The organism is Streptomyces sp. NPDC058052 (assembly GCF_042885515.1).
GTDB lineage: Bacteria > Actinomycetota > Actinomycetes > Streptomycetales > Streptomycetaceae > Streptomyces.
This window is the reverse complement of record NZ_JBHVRX010000037.1, coordinates 20,991-38,633: the sequence shown is the minus strand read 5'-3', so window position 1 is coordinate 38,633 and position 17,643 is coordinate 20,991. Positions and strand designations below refer to the sequence as shown.

Annotated in this window: 26 protein-coding genes; 24 read left to right on the top strand and 2 right to left on the bottom strand. The window is 72.9% G+C overall.

Annotated features, from left to right (window positions below):
* The first annotated feature begins 91 nt into the window (after positions 1-91).
* On the top strand, positions 92-748 hold the full coding sequence (locus tag ACFVU3_RS34195; protein WP_384563212.1) for a hypothetical protein: 657 nt from the start codon (positions 92-94) through the stop codon (positions 746-748).
* 1 nt (position 749) lies between these two features.
* Entirely contained in the window at positions 750-968 is a 219-nt protein-coding gene (locus ACFVU3_RS34190) for a hypothetical protein (RefSeq protein WP_249004794.1), read from the top strand.
* A gap of 383 nt (positions 969-1,351) precedes the next feature.
* Here ACFVU3_RS34190 and ACFVU3_RS34185 read toward each other — a convergent pair whose 3' ends face one another.
* Positions 1,352-1,696 carry a hypothetical protein gene (locus tag ACFVU3_RS34185; RefSeq protein WP_390072498.1) on the bottom strand — a complete coding sequence of 115 codons (345 nt, stop codon included), beginning with the start codon at positions 1,694-1,696 and terminating at the stop codon, positions 1,352-1,354.
* Positions 1,697-1,727: 31 nt separating this feature from the next.
* Here ACFVU3_RS34185 and ACFVU3_RS34180 point away from each other — a divergent pair, with 31 nt between their 5' ends.
* From ACFVU3_RS34180 to ACFVU3_RS34155, 6 genes are all read left to right on the top strand, one after another.
* Positions 1,728-2,198 (top strand): hypothetical protein, encoded by a 471-nt coding sequence (locus ACFVU3_RS34180; RefSeq protein ID WP_249004792.1) that lies wholly within the window; start codon positions 1,728-1,730, stop codon positions 2,196-2,198.
* A gap of 17 nt (positions 2,199-2,215) precedes the next feature.
* Entirely contained in the window at positions 2,216-2,608 is a 393-nt protein-coding gene (locus tag ACFVU3_RS34175) for a hypothetical protein (RefSeq protein ID WP_249004791.1), read from the top strand.
* A 13-nt stretch (positions 2,609-2,621) separates the two neighbouring features.
* Positions 2,622-4,841, top strand: a complete 2,220-nt coding sequence (locus ACFVU3_RS34170; RefSeq protein WP_390072496.1) for a hypothetical protein — start codon at positions 2,622-2,624, stop codon at positions 4,839-4,841.
* On the top strand, positions 4,838-5,302 hold the full coding sequence (locus ACFVU3_RS34165) for a hypothetical protein (RefSeq protein WP_390072494.1): 465 nt from the start codon (positions 4,838-4,840) through the stop codon (positions 5,300-5,302). The genes ACFVU3_RS34170 and ACFVU3_RS34165 overlap by 4 nt, the downstream gene beginning before the upstream one ends.
* 17 nt (positions 5,303-5,319) lie before the next feature.
* Positions 5,320-5,526: a hypothetical protein gene (locus ACFVU3_RS34160; protein ID WP_249004876.1), complete on the top strand. Its 207-nt coding sequence runs from the start codon at positions 5,320-5,322 to the stop codon at positions 5,524-5,526.
* A gap of 127 nt (positions 5,527-5,653) precedes the next feature.
* On the top strand, positions 5,654-5,989 hold the full coding sequence (locus tag ACFVU3_RS34155; protein WP_390072492.1) for a hypothetical protein: 336 nt from the start codon (positions 5,654-5,656) through the stop codon (positions 5,987-5,989).
* Positions 5,990-6,345: 356 nt separating this feature from the next.
* On the opposite strand, the gene ACFVU3_RS34150 is transcribed toward ACFVU3_RS34155, so the two are convergent.
* On the bottom strand, positions 6,346-6,576 hold the full coding sequence (locus tag ACFVU3_RS34150; protein WP_249004874.1) for an AlpA family transcriptional regulator: 231 nt from the start codon (positions 6,574-6,576) through the stop codon (positions 6,346-6,348).
* Between the two features lie 134 nt (positions 6,577-6,710).
* Here ACFVU3_RS34150 and ACFVU3_RS34145 point away from each other — a divergent pair, with 134 nt between their 5' ends.
* The 16 genes from ACFVU3_RS34145 (at position 6,711) to ACFVU3_RS34070 (ending at position 17,534) form a co-directional block, all read left to right on the top strand.
* On the top strand, positions 6,711-7,139 hold the full coding sequence (locus ACFVU3_RS34145) for an RRQRL motif-containing zinc-binding protein (protein WP_390072490.1): 429 nt from the start codon (positions 6,711-6,713) through the stop codon (positions 7,137-7,139).
* 16 nt (positions 7,140-7,155) lie between these two features.
* Positions 7,156-7,668, top strand: coding sequence for a hypothetical protein (locus ACFVU3_RS34140; protein ID WP_390072488.1), 513 nt, complete (start codon positions 7,156-7,158; stop codon positions 7,666-7,668).
* 117 nt (positions 7,669-7,785) lie between these two features.
* A complete protein-coding gene (locus tag ACFVU3_RS34135; protein WP_390072486.1) occupies positions 7,786-8,439 on the top strand; it encodes a hypothetical protein in 654 nt (217 codons plus the stop codon).
* A gap of 123 nt (positions 8,440-8,562) precedes the next feature.
* Complete coding sequence (locus ACFVU3_RS34130) at positions 8,563-9,540, top strand: AAA family ATPase (RefSeq protein ID WP_390072484.1); 978 nt, start codon at positions 8,563-8,565, stop codon at positions 9,538-9,540.
* Positions 9,541-9,632: 92 nt separating this feature from the next.
* On the top strand, positions 9,633-10,478 hold the full coding sequence (locus ACFVU3_RS34125) for a hypothetical protein (protein WP_390072482.1): 846 nt from the start codon (positions 9,633-9,635) through the stop codon (positions 10,476-10,478).
* A 77-nt stretch (positions 10,479-10,555) separates the two neighbouring features.
* Entirely contained in the window at positions 10,556-11,326 is a 771-nt protein-coding gene (locus ACFVU3_RS34120; protein WP_390072480.1) for a hypothetical protein, read from the top strand.
* Positions 11,327-11,412: 86 nt separating this feature from the next.
* A complete protein-coding gene (locus ACFVU3_RS34115) occupies positions 11,413-11,715 on the top strand; it encodes a hypothetical protein (protein ID WP_376501583.1) in 303 nt (100 codons plus the stop codon).
* 90 nt (positions 11,716-11,805) lie between these two features.
* Complete coding sequence (locus ACFVU3_RS34110) at positions 11,806-12,477, top strand: GGDEF domain-containing protein (RefSeq protein ID WP_390072478.1); 672 nt, start codon at positions 11,806-11,808, stop codon at positions 12,475-12,477.
* Positions 12,474-12,935: a hypothetical protein gene (locus ACFVU3_RS34105; protein WP_390072476.1), complete on the top strand. Its 462-nt coding sequence runs from the start codon at positions 12,474-12,476 to the stop codon at positions 12,933-12,935. Before ACFVU3_RS34110 ends, ACFVU3_RS34105 begins: the two co-directional genes overlap by 4 nt.
* A complete protein-coding gene (locus ACFVU3_RS34100) occupies positions 12,932-13,453 on the top strand; it encodes a WhiB family transcriptional regulator (RefSeq protein ID WP_390072474.1) in 522 nt (173 codons plus the stop codon). The genes ACFVU3_RS34105 and ACFVU3_RS34100 overlap by 4 nt, the downstream gene beginning before the upstream one ends.
* Positions 13,454-13,462: 9 nt before the next feature.
* On the top strand, positions 13,463-14,278 hold the full coding sequence (locus tag ACFVU3_RS34095; RefSeq protein ID WP_390072472.1) for a histone-like nucleoid-structuring protein Lsr2: 816 nt from the start codon (positions 13,463-13,465) through the stop codon (positions 14,276-14,278).
* A gap of 2 nt (positions 14,279-14,280) precedes the next feature.
* A complete protein-coding gene (locus ACFVU3_RS34090) occupies positions 14,281-14,757 on the top strand; it encodes a hypothetical protein (RefSeq protein WP_390072470.1) in 477 nt (158 codons plus the stop codon).
* A 106-nt stretch (positions 14,758-14,863) separates the two neighbouring features.
* A complete protein-coding gene (dnaN, locus tag ACFVU3_RS34085) occupies positions 14,864-15,982 on the top strand; it encodes a DNA polymerase III subunit beta (RefSeq protein WP_390072468.1) in 1,119 nt (372 codons plus the stop codon).
* An 82-nt stretch (positions 15,983-16,064) separates the two neighbouring features.
* Positions 16,065-16,496, top strand: coding sequence for an NUDIX hydrolase (locus tag ACFVU3_RS34080; protein ID WP_249004861.1), 432 nt, complete (start codon positions 16,065-16,067; stop codon positions 16,494-16,496).
* 88 nt (positions 16,497-16,584) lie between these two features.
* A complete protein-coding gene (locus tag ACFVU3_RS34075; protein ID WP_390072466.1) occupies positions 16,585-17,007 on the top strand; it encodes a hypothetical protein in 423 nt (140 codons plus the stop codon).
* A complete protein-coding gene (locus tag ACFVU3_RS34070; protein WP_390072464.1) occupies positions 17,004-17,534 on the top strand; it encodes a hypothetical protein in 531 nt (176 codons plus the stop codon). Before ACFVU3_RS34075 ends, ACFVU3_RS34070 begins: the two co-directional genes overlap by 4 nt.
* Positions 17,535-17,643 lie beyond the last annotated feature (109 nt).

Here is a 17,643-nt window from a genome sequence, read left to right as displayed (position 1 = left end):
CACCGCCAGTACAGCACGTTTCCCCTGATCAGACCCCGCTTCCGGCACGCCTGGACGGGCTCGAACCCACATCGCAAAGGAGCAGCCGCCCATGTCCGGCATCGACTGGGACAAGGAGTTCACCCTCATGAACCCCCAGACCCCCGCGACCCCCGCAAACCCCCCGACGCCCGAGACTCCGGAGAAGCCGAACAAGCCCGCGACCTCGCGTTTCTCCGCCGCCGTCGACGGGATGCGCCGCAACACCGCGGCCCTCGCCGTGTGCGGCACGATCGCCGTCGTCGCCGTGTGCGGAACGGTCGTCGCCGTTACCAACATGCAGGCCGACCAGGCCGCCCAGGAGCGTGCGCGCGCCAAGGAGGACGCCGCGAACGCCCTGGTCGCGGCGGAGGCCGACAAGCAGCGGGCCGAGACCGAAGAGGCCACCGCCAAGGCCGCGTACGAGCGGGAGATGACCGTCTACCGCGAGTGCATGAAGGGCCGCGCCGCGGCGGTCGCCAAGGCGTCCAGCTACGACGTCTCCAGGATCCCCGAGTGCAACGCCCCGGTCTTCAGCACCGCCTCCACCAAGGCCCAGCAGCCCGCCGGCTCCAGCTCCGACAGCGGCATCACCTCCAGCCCCTGGCTGTGGGTGGCGCTCATCGGAGGCGGCGGATTCATCGCCTACAAGAAGCTCTCCGTGCCCTCCGGTTCGGGCGCGGTAACCCCCATGAACGACAAGGGATTCACCTTCGAGAAGGGTGCGTGACATGACGCTTCAGTTCTTCGCCCTCGCCCTGTTCTGCTGGGCCCTCTTCTTCACCTTCAAGAAGACCAAGGGAAAGCAGATGGCGATCTGCATCATGCTGATCGTCTCCGGGATCTTCCTGCCGTACACGCCGTTCAGCGAGGAGATCCGCAGCACGCTGGAGTCCGTGTTCAACACGGCCAACACGACCGTGAACAACATCGGCTCGTCGTCGCGCTGAGTGACCGAGCGCGGTTACCGGTTACCGGTTACAGCCCCCGAACACCCCCGGAACCGCCCCGCGGACGACCCGAACCGGGGTCTCAGGGGCCTGTAACCGGTAACCGGTAACCGCCGGAGACCACACAGCGTCACAGAAGGGAGGCTCATGGAACTCCTCTTACTCCTCGCCATCAGCTACGTGTTCGGCGTGGAGAAAACGCACGGCAAATACGAACAGGCGGGAATTAAGAAACCCCCCGCAAAAACAAAAGACAAATGGAATCCGACCCGGGCGCCGGACACATTCCGAAACACGCCGTACAACATCGCGGCGAAAACGCATTACGGGCTCCTGGCCGGTGCCCATATGGCCGGTGGCCTGCGCGACGGATGGCGCTCGGGCTACCTCAAAAAGCCGACCGGGAAGCCTTCCGTTTCCACCTCCGGAGGACCTTCTGCAGCCACCCCGCCGACAGGGACCTCGTCCACGACGACGCCGCCGTCGGGGACCTCGTCCACGACGACGCCGCCGTCGGGGACCTCGTCCACGACCACCCCGCCGTCGGGGACCTCCTCGACGACGACGCCGCCGTCGGGGACCTCCTCGACGACGACGCCGCCGTCGGGGACCTCCTCGACGACGACGCCGCCGTCGGGAACCTCGTCCACGACGACCCCGCCGACGACGGTGCCGCCGGGCTCCGCGGTCCCCCCGGCCGGCACCATCCCGCGGCCCCGCACCGTCAAGCTGCCCGACCACATCCGGAAGGACCCCGCGATGCAGCCCAACCCGCCCGTCCCGCACGCCGCGACCGTCGACGACAAGGGCGTCCACGTCACGACCGCCGCGGGCAAGACCCGCACCTACAGCGGCGGCGAGGTCATGACCCTCACCCAGGTCATCGACCTCGCCGACGGCTCGGCCACCCTGTGCCAGGCCAGCACCGACACCGCCCTGGAACTCATGGACGAGGCCACGGAGCTGGCCACCGACTGCGACACGCTCATCGCCGACATCACCGCGAAGGGCGTCGGCGCGGGCCTGATCGGCAAGTGCGAGTACCTCAAGGAGCAGCTCGACCTCCAGGCCGCCGCCGCCAAGGACGTCCACGACAAGATCCAGGGCGGCGAGGAGGCGTGCCGCACCGCCTCGGCGAACGCCGAGGCCCGGCACGGCGGCATCTTCCGGGCCGTCGCCGACTCCCCCCTGACCAAGCCCGCCGAGCGCGACTTCTACAACGCCCGATAGAAGAGGAGCAGCCCCGCATGAGCGCCACCGAGACCCTGAAGGACGCCGCGAACTACGCGGCCCTGCGCACCAAGCTGGCCTGGCTCACCCACAAGGTCCACGCGCACGCCCAGACCGTCACCAAGCTCGCCGCCGACGTCGACGACGCCGCCGAACAGATGCTGGACGCCTCCGAGACGATGAAGGCGCTGGCCGTCGACGACGCCACGACCTCCGAGTTCGCCGACGCCGCGCTGACCATGACCGGCGTCAAGGACGCGGCCGGCGCCTACACCTCCGCCGCCGACAGCGCCTCCGCGGCCGCCGACGACGCGAAGACCACCACCGAGAACGACCACGGCGGCATCGCCGACGCGGTGGACTCCTCCCCCGTCGACATGGCCGAAGCCGCCTTCTACACCCAGCCGTAAGGAGAACAAGACCGTGGGGCCGACCCGAGCTCAGTTCATCCAGTACGCGCCTGCCGCTCTTGCGGTGGTGCCACTCGTGGCCGGCCCCTGGTCCGCCCTCGCCGCCGCGGCGGCCGGAGCCGGGGCGTGGGCCGTCAACGCCTCCGCCCCGGTTCTGCGTTCTCTGATCGGGTGCGGGTTCACGGCCACCGGCTGCGGCATCGCCGCGCATGAGGTCCTCGCCAGCGGCATGAACCCGCTGATCGCCCTCGGGCTCGCGGTCCCGGCCGGGGCGGCCGCCCTGGCCCACCACCGCAACCTCGCCGGCCACACCCCCGTGCCCGCGCTCACGCCCGCGACCATCACCAAGAGCGCGGGCACGGGGGCGGGGCTGACGTCGCAGGAGCAGGTGATCGCCGCCTTCTGGGCGGAGTTCATCTCCGGGCCCACCCAGACCGAGGGCCGCAAGCTCATCCAGCCGGGCGCCGCCCTGGAACACCTCGTCCTCCAGGTCGACGGCGGCCACGTGGTGTTCACCGGGATCATCACCCTGCCCCCCGGGCAGCAGGTGCGGGTCCGGGAAGGCGACATCGCCTCCGTCTACCGGGTCCCCATCTCCCAGATCGAGCTGGGAGACCCCAAGCACTACGCGCCGAACGCGCTGCCGGTCACCGTGCAGCTGACGGCGCCGGCGGAGCAGCCGCAGATCGCGGCCGGTGCCCCCACGACGCCTGAGGAGCTGTGGGCCGCGTACGTCGGCGTGCCGGAAGGCGCGATGCCCGGCACCTCCCTGACCGTGACCCGCTACGACGGGCCGCTGGACTGGGAGGGCATTGCGACCCGCGACCGCCGGGCGATCGGGACCGTCAACCTCCAGGACCTCGCGGGCAACCTCGACCTGGAGACGATCCAGATCGCCCTGGCCCCCGGCGACAAGCCGTCGCAGATGGGGATCCGGGTGATGCGGGAGCACGCGCTGATGCACGGCACGATGCTCTCCTCGGTTCTGGACGAGCTGGCGATGGACTCGCGCGGCTACGTCCGCGCCGGGACCTACGTGGATGGCCGGGCCGCGCTGCTGCCGCTGGCGCAGCCCGGCTCCGGTGCCCGCCACCTCTACCTGGTGGGCGGATCGCGGTCGGGCAAGTCGGGGCTGCTGGAGCAGATCCTGCTCTCCGCCCACCGCTCCGGCATCGCGGTGGTCCTCGCCTCCCCGCAGGCCGGGACCATCGCCGGCGCCTCGCTGTCCGCGTACCTCGGGGACGGCCTGGACGAGGCGATGGGCGCGCTGCGCCTGGCCTACGCGATGATGCTCGACCGCGAGGCCCGCTACCGCTCCCCCGCGTTCCCCTTCACCGACCCGCTGATCCTGGTCGTCATCGACGAGGCGCACATGCTGCTGTCGGCCTCCTCCCCGTACCACCTGGAGGCGAAGGCGATCGTGGAGCAGCTCACCCGCCGGTCCCTCAAGCGGGGCATCGGCGTGGTCCTGGCCACCCAGACTCCGCTCGCCGAAGACCTCGGCAACAGCACGGTCATCCGCTCGCAGCTGCTGATCGGCGGTGGCGCGGTGTTCCTGCGCTGCGCCAAGGGCCAGGGCTCGCTGGTCGGGGCGAACGCGGTGGAGGGCGCGGAGGGCATCGACCTGTCGATGATCCCCTCGCAGTGGCCGGGCCAGTACGCCAAGGTCGCCGACCGCGACATGTCCGGCCTGGCCACCGAGGCCGCCGCCGCTCCCGAGGACGGCACCTTCGGCCTGGGCTACCTCCTCACCCCCGGCAGCCAGGCCGTCCAGTTCCGCTCCCTGCACCTGGACGTGCCGCCCGTCTCCCTCGCCGGAGGCGAGCGGCCGGTCGGGATCGAGCACTGCGACGCCTGGCGCGAGCGCGACGCGATCGCGAGGACGCCGATGGTCGACAAGCGCGGCAAGAACCTGATCGGCAGCCTCGCCGACCTCCTTGCCGCGGCCGAGGGCGCCCCCTCCTCGCAGGAGTCGGCGGCCCACCACAACCCCGCCCATCTCCACGCCGTCCCCGGGCCCGCCCGGCCGGGCGGGGCACCGGCGGCGTCCGACGGACAGGAGCTGATCAAGCCGCGCATCCTCGAGCTCCTCCAGGAGCACGCCATCCCCATGACCGCCGAAACCATCGCCCGCAAGCTCGAGATCCCCGCCACTCGCGTCAAGCCGCGGTTGTCCGAGCTGAAGAAGCGGGGCGAGGTCACCAACGAGAACGGACTGTGGCAGGCAGCATGAACACCTACACCCAGAAGACCGACTTCACCCCCGTCGACCAGGACCTGTACGCGGCGGCGTTCCGGCTCCTCGACCCCGACCCCACCCCGGCACCCGCGCGCCCTGCGGCTGTTGCGGTTCCCGCGCAGGTTCCCCTCACCGCCGCCGCTCCGGTGCGCCTGACCGGGCCGGTGGAGAAGACCCTCACCGACGCGCTCACCTTTCTCGACACCCACGGCTGGGCCAGGTACAGCCTCATCAACTCCGAGGGCGCCCGCTGCTCCATCGGCGCCCTGCGCGCCGCGGCCGGCTCCCGCAGTGCTGCCTACCGCGACGCCGGGAACCTCTTGTTGGACGAGGCCCGGCGCCAGCACGGCAAGAAGTGGGAGGCGATCCCCGCCTGGAACGACTCCCACAGCGGAGCGCAGGTGCGTAGCGTGTGGGAGGCCGCCATCCGGCGGGCCCACCACATGAACATCTGACGCTGGAGGAGCTGTCCGTGTCGTTCTCGTTCACCAACCCCGAGCCGGACGACGGCCGGTCGTTCTCGTTCACCGGTCCTCAGCCGGGCAGCGACGACGGCCGGTCGTTCTCGTTCACCGGCTCGGACCCGGCCGACATCGACAGGCAGCTCCAGGCGATCACCGACATGGCCACCGAGCTCATCCGCCGTGTCGAAGACGTCCGCAGGCAGATCAACACCTGACCGTCTCCTCCGCCCTGACGCGGAGACACCCGCACACAGCTCGGCTCACGCCCCGCCCGGATCCCTTCCGGGCGGGGCGTCGCCGTTCCCTGCCCGAAACCATCACCCTCTCGGGAGACCGAACACCGTGCGCCGATACCGCTACCGCTGCACCATCTGCCGCACCACCAGCCCCGTCGTCCTCCACCCCGACGACCTGGCCGCCGAAGGCGACGCCCACCGCCAGGCCGTCCACGGCGGCCACTTCCCCGACGGCGAACTCGGCGGCGAAATAGACCGCCAGGGCCGCTGGTACACCGCCCTGTCCCCGCTGGCCGTGCTCCACGCCCGCATCGCCGACGGCCTCAGCGACCTGCGCGACGAGAAGACGTTGGGCCACTACTGGTGGGCCAGCACCGGCTCCGCCCTCCTGATCGGCGGCTCGGCCGCCCTCATCGCCCTCGTCGTCACCGCCGCCCTCTGACACAGGCTCCGACCGCCCCGCCTGGCCACCGGCACCGGTTCGCCCCGCACCTCGGGAGCGGCCGGTCCCCGGTGACCGGACAGGCCGACCGGCCACCCGCCCTCACCCCGTGCTCTGTCGACGGAGCCCAGCACTGCCCGCCACCCATCCCGTTGGAGGACGCCCGTGCTCATCCCCCGCCCGCGCCGCCGGATCGGACGGCCCCGTCCGCAGCGCCCCGGCCCCCGCTACCCGCGGCACCCCGCCCGGCTCCCCGGCGCCTGGAGCCGGTGACGTCCGGTCCGGCTTCACGCAGAAGCGCGCCGCACGGATGATCCGTGCGGCGCGCTTCCAGCTCGAGGCCGGTCGGTGTGCTGCTACTGCTTCGGGGCGGATCTGGGAGGCCGGCCGCCGACGTTCGTACGGTCCCAGCCCTTCTCCCACTCCTCGACGGCCGCCCGCTCCCACACCCGGCCCGCCTTCGTCCGCGCAAGGAACGGCGGGAAGTCCGGCCTGGCCACAAGGGCGTTCGCCCGCTGGCGGCTGACGCCCAGCATCTCCCCGATCTCCGTGACGCCGACGTGCGCGGAGGTCTCCGAATTCGTCATGCCTACGAGGATCAAGCCATCCCACCAGCCTGTCAACGTCTTTCGTCTGGTAACCCATTGACACAGTAAACCCCTTTACAGCATGGTGGTGGTGCACCGAGCGAGACCACCCACTCACTCCGGGGGAGGCACCCGTGCACGCCCACGACACCGACGAGGACCTGGTTGACGTCGACCCGCACGACCCCGGCGACGGCTCGCTGCCGGTCTTCCGGTGGCGCCAGGCCGGCCCCGGGCTCGCGACCCGCCGCCAGCTGCGGGAGATGGGCCTGCGCCCCGGCGGCCAGGAGCCCGTCGCCCGCATCGAGTGCCGCGGCGGCCGGCGGTTCGCGTGGCTGTACCGGATCGACCTGGCCAGGCCCAAGTTCCCGATGACCCTCGCCAAGGAAGCCGCGCTCGACGCCGCGATGGCCGCCCGCCAGACCTGCGGCACCTGCCGCCGGCGCTACTTCCACTGCATCCCTCTGAAGACCTTGGGCTCGTGCCTGGAGTGCCACGACGGCACGCCCGCCGACCCCGCCTCCTACACCGCTCCCCCGACCCCGCACCTTCTGGCCGCCTGAACCGAGAGGACCCCTCATGCAGGCTCACCGTCCCGCCGTCTTCGCCGCCGTGCTCGGACTGACCCGCGCCGCCAGCGCCGCCGGCGACTTCTGGGTGCAGTCGGACTTCTGCGCCCGGGTGAAGGGCGCGTCCGACGACCACCCGGTCACCTACGAGGACCCGGTCACCGAGACGAAGACGGTCCACGGCACGGCCGACGGCCGCAAGGCGTGCCTGGAGCACTGCCTGACCTACACCGCCACGCAGGCGATCGTCGCCGGTCTCGGCGCCCGCGCGCTCGGTATCCGCGTCCACCCGGCCGCCGCCGCGGCCGCCCTCGCCATCTCGTTCGGCACCCACTACGCCGCCGACCGGCGCGTCCCGGGCAAGGGCCTGCTGGAGAAGCTCGCCACCAAGACCGGCAAGGGCGGCTTCTACAAGCTCGCGGACTTCGGCATGAACGGGGCCTTCCACCTCGACAGCGCCTGGCACCACGGCTGGGAGACGGTCGCCGCCCTGATCGCCACCACCGGCGCGAAGACCCGGTAACCGGCCGCTCCCCCGCCCGCGCCGTCCGGCCGGGCACGACGAACCGCTCTCTTGACCCGCCCAGGACCGGCCCGCAGTTCTGCGGGCCGCCCTCACCCATCCCGAAGGGAACCCGCTGTGCGCGCATCCGTACGCCGCTCCATCCAGGCCCTGCTCGACGGCGCCGACATGGTCACCATGCTGGCCGGTGCCGCCAGCGGCGCCGTGGCCGGCTACACCTACTACCCGGCCACCTTCGACGCCGACCTGCGCCTGGCCGCCACCGGCGCCGTCGCGCTCGGCGGCACCTTCCTCTTCACCACGGTCGCCGACGCGGTGCTCGCCCCGCTGCGCCGCTTCGCCCAGGCCGACGTCGCCGACATGCGGGCCGCCGCCCAGACCCGCGCGGCCGAAGCCCGCGGCGTCGCCGTACCGAGCGGCCTGAGCGAGGCGGTCGACCAGGTCGCCGCGGCCGCCGAGGACGACGCCGCACGCCGCGCCGCCCAGGCCGCCTACCGCATCGACCTCAGCGACCAGCTGCTGAGCAACCCCGGCCGGTGGCGCGGCTACATCAACGGCGAGGCCACCTACTACCTCGCCCCCGGCACGGTCCTGCACTACAGCCGCGAGGAGAACGAGCGCGGCATCGCCGAGCACCGCTACACGCTCCTGACCGCCGACGACCCGACCCCGGTCCCCGTCACCAACGTCCGAGACATCCTCGAGGACCTCGTCCCGCGCGCCCGCAAGACGGCCGAGGACCTCGACGCGGTGGCGCCGAGCACGGTCTGACGGCTTTCTGTGCCGCCCCTGGCCCGCGCACCGCGCGGAGTCCGGGGGCGGTGCGGAGGACCGGACAGCCCGGCCCCGGCCGTCCAACGGCCTCGCACACCCGCGACAGGAGAACTCGCGCTCATGGCCCGCACCTTCAACGCCACGCTCCAGCCGCTCGACACGGCCATCCCCGACCCGGCCGTCGTCGTCCTGATCGGGGCTGCCGGCTCCGGCAAGTCGACCTTCGCCTCCACCTGGTCCCCCTCCCAGGTGCTGGAGCTCGACGCGTTCCGGGCGATGGTCTCGGACGAGGCCGGCGACCAGGCCGCCACGGCCGACGCGGTCGCCGCCCTGCGGACCGTCCTGGAAGCCCGCCTGACCCGCAAGAAGACGACCGTCATCGACGCCACGAACTGCGAGAAGGCCGTGCGGGCGGGGCTGGTGCAGGCCGCCCGCCGCCACGGTGTCCCTGCGGTCGCGGTCCTCATGGGCACCCCGGTCTCCCTCTGCGTCAACCGGCAGACCGCCCGCACCCCCGACCGCGCCGTGCCCGCCGACACCGTCCGCGCCCAGCACGCCGCCGCCGTCACCGCCTTCCCCGGCCTGAGCGCCGAAGGCTTCGACCACGTGGTTTTCGCCGACCAGCTCCACCGCCTGGAGCCGCTGCTGCAGCGGGCCAGCGACACCCGCCGCGCCGACCTCGGCTGGGACGGCCACCCCGGCCTCGGCTCCCTCCTCCTGGTCCGCCGCGTCTTCGGCGACGCGGTCCTGCCGCTGTGGCGGTGGGTGGAGGGCTCCACGCTCGCCGGCGGCGACCGCGGCGCCGAGATCACCCTCGGCGCCGACCGCCTCCGCCTCGCCCTGCGCCAGGACATCGACGGCGAGGGCGACTACGGCTTCGACCTGCTGACCGCGTGCCCCGTCGACGACGAGTGCACCGCCCCGGCCTGGACCCCCGCCCACTCGGTCACCACGCTCCTCGACGCGATCACCGGCGCCCTTGCCGACACGGACACCGTCTGCACCGTCCACGGCGGACCCGCCGACCACGACCAGGACGACGACCCCGAGAGCCGCGCGGACCTGGACGCGCAGTACGCGGACGCGATCCGCGCCTGAGCCGCGCCCCACCGCCTCGCCGGACAACCACCACCCGCCGCGACCCGCCCCGCGCCGGCCGCGCGCTGTCAACCCGGGAAGGACACCCACGCATGAGCATCACGATCACCACCACGTACGGCAACGCGCACAACGTCAGCGACACCAACCCGGCCCACGTCACGAGCTGCAACGCCTACCGGCTGCCCCTCGTCGGCACCATCGCCCCGGGAAACCCGGGCTACGAGGACATGGTCGAGATGCTGCGGGAGAACGGCCACGACACCCGCCCCGAGGGGTACGGGCTGATCTTCCTCGAGTCCGAGGAGTTCAGCGCCACGTACTTCGGATCGATCGAGCAGATCGAGCAGTACAAGCGCGACAACATCGACGGCACGGCGACCTTCGACCCCTCGCAGGGCGTCATGTACGCGAAGTGGCCCCACGGCAAGGGCTGGGACACCTTCCTCCCCCGCGTCTTCTGGAACCAGGCGCAGCGCGGTGGGATCGCGGACGGCGTCGGCCTCGTCACCGCCTTCGCCCACACCGAGATCCCGGGCGCCGAGGTCATCGTCTACGAGTTCGAAGGCAAGTGGCTTCCCGACAGCGAGCCGAAGCAGATGGTCACCTACCACTGCACCGCCTGCCACCTCGACACCTTCCACGACAGCGGGCACGTGCACGAGAACACCGGCCCCGACAGCCGCCGCTGGGCCGCCCGCCAGGCCCGCCAGCACATCATCAGCGCCCACCGGCACGGCGTCGGCGACAAGAGCAGCGCCTGCCGCCCCAGCGACGGCGAGATGCTGCGCGTCGTGAACGCGGTCGCCCGCGACATGTGGGGCACCCAGGGCAACGCCCTGCCGGACACCGACGACGCGTACTGCGCCATCAAGGGCCCCTGCTCGCTCATCCGCGAACTCCGCGCCGGAGTCCGCCCGCCCGTCTACCGCGCCTGACCGCCGACGTGCGCACCCCGCCCAACACCCGGTTACCGAGCGGCCCCGGCCGCCCCCACCCCCTCACGGAGGACCGCATGGCCCGCCAGCCCGACACCTGGTACATCGCCACCCCCGCCGACGGCACCATCGAGATGTCCCGGCACGCCGGCACCCCGGTGAACCTCGCCGACAACGTCGGCCAGGTCGTCGACCACCCCAAGCCCTGCACCAACCTGTGGTTCGACGAGAGCCCCTTCTCGTACTTCCGCATGGTCATGCGCGTCGGCGAGGCGCTGGAGGACACCGGCATCTGGCCCATCACCTGGCCCGTGCGGCTGTGGATCGTGGAACCGCTGGGCGAGGCCGGCAACTGGGGCCAGCGCCACTACCCCTACCGGCTCCTCTCCCACCAGATCCGCGTCCTCGAGGAGACCGACGCCCACCGCGCGCTCGGTGCCGCCGGCCGCGACGTCCTGGACGTCGTCCAGCAGCAGATCCCCGAGCAGGCCGTCCGCTGGGCCGCAGACTGGGACGCCGACCCCGAGGGCATGCGCCAGCGGCAGTGGAACTGGGCGCAGGGCGGCGGCCGCGCCTGTGGCAGCGGACGGTGGGCGGAGTCGGTGGCCCTCACGACGTCGCACGCCCACCGCGAGTCGGCCGCGCAGACCTGGATCGAGCACCTCGCGCGCCACGCCGTCGACCAGGCCCTCGCCGACACGGACGCCAGCATGTACGCGTACAGCTACGCCTACAGCCGCGCCACCGGCCACGCGGTCGCCGCCCAGCACCAGGCCCGCTTCGACGCGTACGTCCTGGACGCGCTCCGCGGCACCGGCCTCGACTCCCCCGCCGCCGTCGCTGCCTGACGGGCTCTCCGTGCCGCCCCGGCCCTTCGCAGCCGGGGCGGTCGCGGTGGCCCCTCACGCACCAGACAAGGAAGGAGATGGGCGTCATGCCGAACCGCGAGTTCTACGAGGTAGACGTCCCGATACACGACAGCACCGACCCCGACCGGCACGGACTGCACGTCTTCACCGGCGTCGCTGACTCCCCGGCCGCGGCCCTGCGCCGCGCGCACGAGGTGTACGACGCCGCGCTTGCCGCGCACACGGCCGGCCTCGAGACCCCCGGCAGGCAGCCGGACAGCTGGGGAGCGTCCGGGCTTCGGCCCGGCTGGCAGATGGAGTGGACGGCCGCGAAGGCCGGCCCCTGGCACAACCCGCTCAGCTGCACCCCCAGCGGCTTCGCGCTGTAGCTCCGCCCCGGGACAGGCGCACATCGGCGTCCAAACCAGTTCGCCTGCCCCGGGCCACCCAACTCGTACGAGACGAGAGGGAGATCCAGTATGGACCCCGTCACGCGCGTTCCGGGCCCGCTCGGGCAGCGCGCTCTCCTCATCACCACCCTCGCGGTCCCGCTCACCGGCTGGACCCTCCACGCCCTCACGCTCCACCGGCGCCTCGCGGCCGAGCGCCGCGACCCGCTCACCGGCGCCCAGCGCCGCGCCGCGTTCCAGCGCCGCGCCCAGCGCCTCCTCGCCCGCCACCGGCAGGACGCCCTGCTCTGCCTGGTCGACCTCGACCACTTCAAGGAACTGAACGACACCCACGGCCACGCCGCCGGCGACGCCGCGCTCGCCGCGACCGGCGAGCGCCTCGCCCGCTGGGCAGGACCCCACGGAGTCGTCGGCCGCCTCGGCGGAGACGAGTTCGCCGTCGCCACCCGAGTCGGCGAGGACGCGATCGGGCAGCACCTCCAAGCCCTCGTGGACGCCCTGCACGAGCCCGTGCCCACCGAGGCCGGGCCCGTCGCGGTCGCCGCGTCGGTCGGCGCCGCCGTCCCCGACTACCTCGGCATCCACGCCCTGCCCGCCCTGATGCGCGGCGCGGACGTCTCGATGTACCGCACCAAGCACTCCGGCCACTACGGCTGGGCGGAGATCGAGGACCTCCAGACGCCGACCGTCAACGGCCGCCGCGTGGGTCGGCCCGGAACCGCGCTGGAGCGTGCCGCATGAGCAACTCGGCCCTGCCCGGCGACCCGGGCACCTGGGTGCGGGGCATCACGGTCCGCCAGCCCTGGGCCACCTGCCTCCTCGCCGGGAAGAACATTGAGAACCGGCCCGTGCACTGGCCGTGGCGTGGCTGGCTCCTCCTGCACGCCGGACAGGCCACCGAACGCGCCCCGCTGCGTGACCCGCTGGTCGCCACCGCGATCCATGGCCGCGACCTGCACACCGGCGCTGTCATCGGCATCGCCCGCCTGACCGACTGCCACCAGGACCCGGCCGGCACCCCGCCCTGCTCCCCCTGGGCTCAGACCGATGCCTGGCACCTGGTCCTGGCCGACGTCCACGAGCTCCCGCTGCCGATCCCCGCCGTCCGCGGGCAACTCGGCGCGTGGAAGCCGACGCAGGACCTCGTCGACCAGGTCCGCCTCCAGCTCCCCCAGCTCACCCCGGAGTCCGCGTCATGAGCCGCACCCACCCCACCGAGCCCGCTCCCGACCCCCGCTCCCCCTTCCCGCACACCACCGCCCCGACCCGCTGCCGCCGAGACCCGGCCCTGTTCGACCTCGGCTTCGGCGACCTCAGCGGCGACACGAAGAAGGCGGCACGCAAGAGGCTGGAGGCGGCGCGGCGTTCCTGCTCCGCCTGCCCGGTCGTCACCGCCTGCCTGCGGTGGGCGCTGGTCAACGAGACGCTCACTGCGGAGAACGTGTTCGCGGGCACCACCCCCGGCCAGCGCCGCGTCCTGCGCCGCCGCCTGGTCGACCGGCTCGGACCCGACTGGGTGGACGTCCTGGCCGCCCGGGACCAGGCCCGCCGCGAGCGGGCCGAGTCCGCCCGGCACACCCCGCTGCCCGTGGCCCAGGCCCGCATCGTCCACCTCGACCGCGAACTCCACGGGCCCATGAAGCTGCTGCCGCAGCTCACCGCCGAGGAGCAGCGCCTCAACCGCTCCCGGCTCGAGGCCGGCCTCAAGGCCGCGTAGGAGGCGCCCGTGTTCACCGAACTGACCGTCAGCGCCCGGGCCGGAGCGCTGGCCGTGAACCCCAGCCCGGCACCTGAGCTCGCCGCCGCCGCGCGGACCGTCGCGCGGAACGCCCGCGACACCACCGACCTCGCGCTCCTCCTGGACGTCCTCGGACTGCCCGCCACCACCCACCCGCTCCCGGAAACCGGAGAACCCGCCACCATGACGACCACCACCGGCACCCTTTCCGCGCACCAGTCCGTCGCGCTGTCGATGCACGCCGACGGCGCCAGCGAGCAGGACATCCGCGAGACCACCGGCCTGACCGAGGCCGAGCTGAGCGACCTCATCGCCGACAAGGTCCTCGAACTGCCCCGCGCCGACGCCTCCATGTCCCCGGTGATCGACGTGCCCGTCATCCCGCTGTCGGGCTCCGACTCCCTCCAGCAGCTGATCGAGTGGGCGGCGGCGCACCCGGCCGCCTCGGTCCGCAAGAGCGCCGCCCGCATCACCGCCGCCCTCACCGAGCTGTCCGCCCGCCGCGACAGCGAGGCCGCGCAGCGCGAGGCGGAGGCCCGCGTCGCCGAAGCCCGCGAGGCGCTGGAGAAGGCCGAGCAGGAGCTGCGCGCCGTGAAGAACGGCACCCGCAGCCCGGCCGACGCCGCGCCCACCCCGATCCGCACCGGCACCAGCGGCGCCTACAGCCGCGAGGAGCTCGCCGCGATCCGGACCTGGGCGCGCGCCAACGGCCACCAGGTCGCCGACCGGGGCCTGCCGTCCAAGACCGTCCTGGACAAGTACGCCGCCGCCCACCCCACCGCCCCGTCCCGGAAGGCGAGCTGACGATGAGCGCGATACCCCTGGTCCTCGACGGCTACCTCGACGAGCTCCCCGTCCCCGGCGATGACGGCCTCACCGCGCGGTTCCGGGTGATCTCCTCGCCCACCGACGACGCCGCCGACGAGACCGTCTTCGCCTGCCGCACCGCCGACCCGCACCTCGCGCACGCGCTGCTCAACCTGATGCGGCCCGGCGACCTGCTGCGCGTCGGCGGCCACCTCGTCCTGCCCGCCCCGCACACCGAGACCGGCCCGCGGATGGACGTCGACGCCCTGGAGCTCCTGGCCCCCGCGCCCGCCCGGCACCTCGCCGAGATGGTCCTCGACCGCTACGGCCCCTACCTCGTGGTCTTCAACCCCGAGGTCGACACCGTCCCGGTCTTCACCGAGGCAGGCACCTGGGTCGGCACCGCCGAACACGCCGACGCCATCACCGACCTGATCCACGCCCACGAGTCCGGCAGCCCGCCGCCCACGCCCTGACCCCGCACCCCCGCGCGGGGCGGGGCCGCCCGAGACCACCGGGTGGCCCCGCCCCCACGGCCGCGCAGCTGCTCCTCGACCTCACCGCGCCCGAAGGGACACCCCTGTGAAGCTCCGCATCGACCACGCCGACCTCGCCGCGGCCGTCGGCTACGCCGCCCGCACCCTGCCCTCCCGGCCCCCCGCCCCGGTCCTGGCCGGCCTGCTCCTGGACGCCACCGGCGACGAGCGCCTGCGCATCCGCGCCTTCGACTACGAGGTCTCCGCCGACACCACCGTCCCGGCCGCCATCACCACGCCCGGCCGCGCCCTGGTCCCCGGACGGCTGCTGGCCGACATCACCGCCACCCTCCGCGACGACGTCCACCTCGACCTCGACGGCACCCGCCTCACCCTGCGCGCCGGATCCGCCCGCTTCACCTTGCCGCTGCTGCCCCTGGAGGAGTACCCCACGCTCCCCGAGCCCGGCGACGTCACCGGCACCCTGTCCGCCCCGGCCTTCGCCGAAGCCGTCGCCCAGGTCGCCTGCGCCGTCAGCCGCGAAGAAGCCCTCCCGGTCCTGACCGGCGTCAGCCTGCGCCACGACCACGAGGCGTCCACGCTCACCCTGTCCGCCACCGACCGCTACCGCTACGCCGTACGCACCCTGCCGTGGAAGGACGCCCACCTCCCCGACACCGGCGCGGTCATCCCCGGCCGCGCCCTCCTCGACGCCGCCAAGGCCGCCGCCGGCGACGCCACCGTCGACCTCGTCCTCCCGGCGCGCAGCGGCCTGTTCGCCCTGCGCGGCGAGCAGCACACCACCACCATCCGCGCCCTGGACGGCGAGCTGCCGAAGTACGCCTCCCTCTTCCCCACCGAGTTCGCCCACACCGCCACCGTGGAGATCGACGCCCTCAAGGCCGCCGTCCAGCGCGTCGCCCTCGTCTCGCCGAAGAAGGACGGCCCGATCAGGATGACCTTCGCCGGCGACGGCACCCTCGTACTGGAGAGCGGCAGCGGCGACGACGCCCAGGCCCTCGACGCCGTCGACACCGCCCTCGACGGCCACGGGCTCACCATCGCGTTCAACCCGGCCTTCCTCCTCGACGGACTGAGCGCGCTGACCGCCGAGTCCGTCCGGTTCGACTTCACCTCGCCCACCAAGCCCGCCGTCCTGAGCGGCCACGGCAGCGACGACCAGGCCCTGCGCTACCTCCTCATGCCGATCCGCCAGACCGACTGACCCGCCCCAAGAGCCAGGCCCACCAGCCGGCCCCCGCTCCACCCGACCGATCCCCACCGAGCACCCGTGCAAGGAGCCGACCATGACCGACACCCACGAGAACCACGCGACGATCCGCTACACCGCTGACGTCGTCGCCGTCACCGAAGACGACCGCGTCCTGCTCATCAAGCGCGACTGGGACCCCTACGAGGGCCACTGGGCGCTCCCCGGCGGCCATGTCGATGACGGGGAGACCGGCCTCCAGGCCGCCGTCCGCGAACTGGAGGAAGAGACCGGCGTCCGCGTGGCCGAGGACGAGCTGCACCTGGTCGGCGTCTGGGACCAGCCCGACCGCGACCCGCGCGGCCGGTACGTCACCGTCACCTACCTCGCCACCGTCCCCGCCGACACCCAGGCCACGGCCGGAGACGACGCCCGCGACGCCCGCTGGTGGCCCCTGACCGACCTCCCCCAGCCGCTCGCGTTCGACCACGCCGACATCCTCAACGCCGCCTTGCGCCCCACCCGCTGACCTCACCACGCCCGCACCCGCGCCCGACGGAGCCGCCCGGACACCACAGGGCGGCCCCGTCCCCCCTTCACCTGGAGCAGGAGACACCTTGCACCCGATCCGTCTGATCTCGTTCGGCTACCTGCACCTGCCCACCGGCCCGGACGGCTCCCCCGTCCCGCCCGCCGCCGACCGGATCGAGGACGTCCGCGACCGGCTCCGCGACCCGGCCGCCGCCCGCGACATCCTCGACCTCGACGGCCTCAACCCCCGTGTTCAGGACATCGTTCTCAACACCCCAGGCGCCCGCGAACTGCTCGCCAACCTCGCCGACTACGCCGACCTGCCCGCCGGCCCCCGCCGCATCGCCATCGGCTGTGCCGGCGGGAAGCACAGGGCTGCCGGCCTCACCGAACTCCTTGCCCGAGAACTTCGCGCCCGCGGCCGTCAGGTCGACGTCGACCACTTCCACGTCCATCTGCCGCGCGTCCTCAAGACGACGGTCGACACCGGCACCGGAGCGAGCGCATGACCACCACCGGCCTGTACGAGGTCGCGGCCAGCGAGGGCGACGACGGCACCCTGCACCCCATCGAACAGATATGGATTCCCTGCGCCGACGACGCCCCCGACAGCGGGTTCATCGCCCACCGCGGCCTCCACGTCACCGGGATCGACAACCCCACCGGCGACCACCTCTACCCCGTCGCGTTCCTCGCGCTCGGGCACCAGAAGTGGACCGACACCATCGAGGCCGCCGCCGCGTACATGGCCCGGATCCATGGCTGGCGGAACCTGCACCTCTACCCCGGCGACGATCCCTCCGTGCTCATCCCCCTCATCCCGCGTGCGGTCCACACCCACGGCATCTTCTTACGGCACCCGCACCCGGACCATGGCTGCGGATGCGAGTGGGACGACACCTGGCGCATGGTCTGGGTGCCGGCCACCGAACCGGGGGCTGTGCCGGTCACCGCCCTGCGGCACCCTGCAGCTCTGGCGGCCGCCGCCGGCATCCCCAACCCCGACGAAGGCGGGCCCGCGAGCTGGGCAGCCTGACCTGCAACGCTCCTCACTGAAGCCCTGCCCCGGGACTGCCGGGGCAGGGCCTTTTTCTGTTTTGGGGCGTTTCCAGGGTTCTGTCTGTCTGCCGTTTCCAATGGAAACG